This window comes from Vibrio sp. 10N.222.46.A1 (genome assembly GCF_041473595.1).
In the GTDB taxonomy this organism is placed as follows: domain Bacteria; phylum Pseudomonadota; class Gammaproteobacteria; order Enterobacterales; family Vibrionaceae; genus Vibrio; species Vibrio tasmaniensis_A.
The window spans coordinates 1-839 of the sequence record NZ_JBFRSN010000649.1 but is presented as its reverse complement, the minus strand read 5'-3'; the positions used below and the strand labels follow the sequence as shown (position 1 = coordinate 839).

Below are 839 nucleotides of genomic sequence, written 5' to 3'. Positions count from 1 at the left end.
ATATTGAATTTATCAAGATGGGAAAAACTCAATCCAGTCACCTGTTACCTGCAAATATCAGCTCTACACTGCTGCGTGTTATTCGTGGTATTAACACCAAGTTTGGCGTAGAAGCCGTGTTACTGAATCACAAAGGCCTTAAACGCGTTGAATTCATTGGTGAAGCCGATCGCGCTATCTTCGCGGCTTTTGCGTTCGATATTATTTATCGCGAACTGAATGAGCACACTGGCCAATTCAGAAACAGTTTTGCGGGCTCGGGAACAGGGACACTAGAAGTAACACGTCGCGTAAACTCTTACGTTTCGGGTTGGGTAGAAGGTGCACTTGAAAAACTGCCTGTTATCACCCCAGACGACGAGTCAAACAACAAGATCAATAACTACATTGATAAAGAGTTCCAAAACATCGACCGCGAAACGTTCAAACAACAACTCAGAGAAGCGATGAAAAACCTCACCGCAGACTATGAAGTTGGTTTGAAGAAAGGTCGAAAACTGTCTGTAAATCGACCAGTTGGCGGAACTCAAGCCGTTAAAAAGATAACTAAATCATAGAGCCACTTTACATTGCTTCAGCGTATTGATAAAAACCACCAATAGGACTTATTGTTGTCTTTCGTAATTCATGCGTTTGACAGAAGTACATGATGGAGAAATACGTTGAAAAAAATCACACTAGCCCTGGCACTCACTGTTGCTCTAACGGGCTGTCAAGCGACACAACGCCAAAACGCGACAACCGGCGAATCTGAGACTAATTCCGCAACTCAAGGCGCTTTAATTGGTGCAATCGCCGGCGCTGTTGCTGGTGCTGCTACGGGTGACGACTCTAAAGAC

At 44.5% G+C, this 839-nt stretch carries 2 protein-coding genes; both read left to right on the top strand.

The window, feature by feature from the left end; translation table 11 throughout:
• Window positions 1–557: transcriptional regulator (locus AB4496_RS17635; protein WP_372131505.1), on the top strand; the 557-nt coding region annotated here is incomplete at its 5' end.
• A 105-nt stretch (window positions 558–662) separates the two neighbouring features.
• A partial coding sequence (locus AB4496_RS17630; RefSeq protein ID WP_372131507.1) for a glycine zipper 2TM domain-containing protein occupies window positions 663–839 on the top strand: 177 nt, incomplete at its 3' end.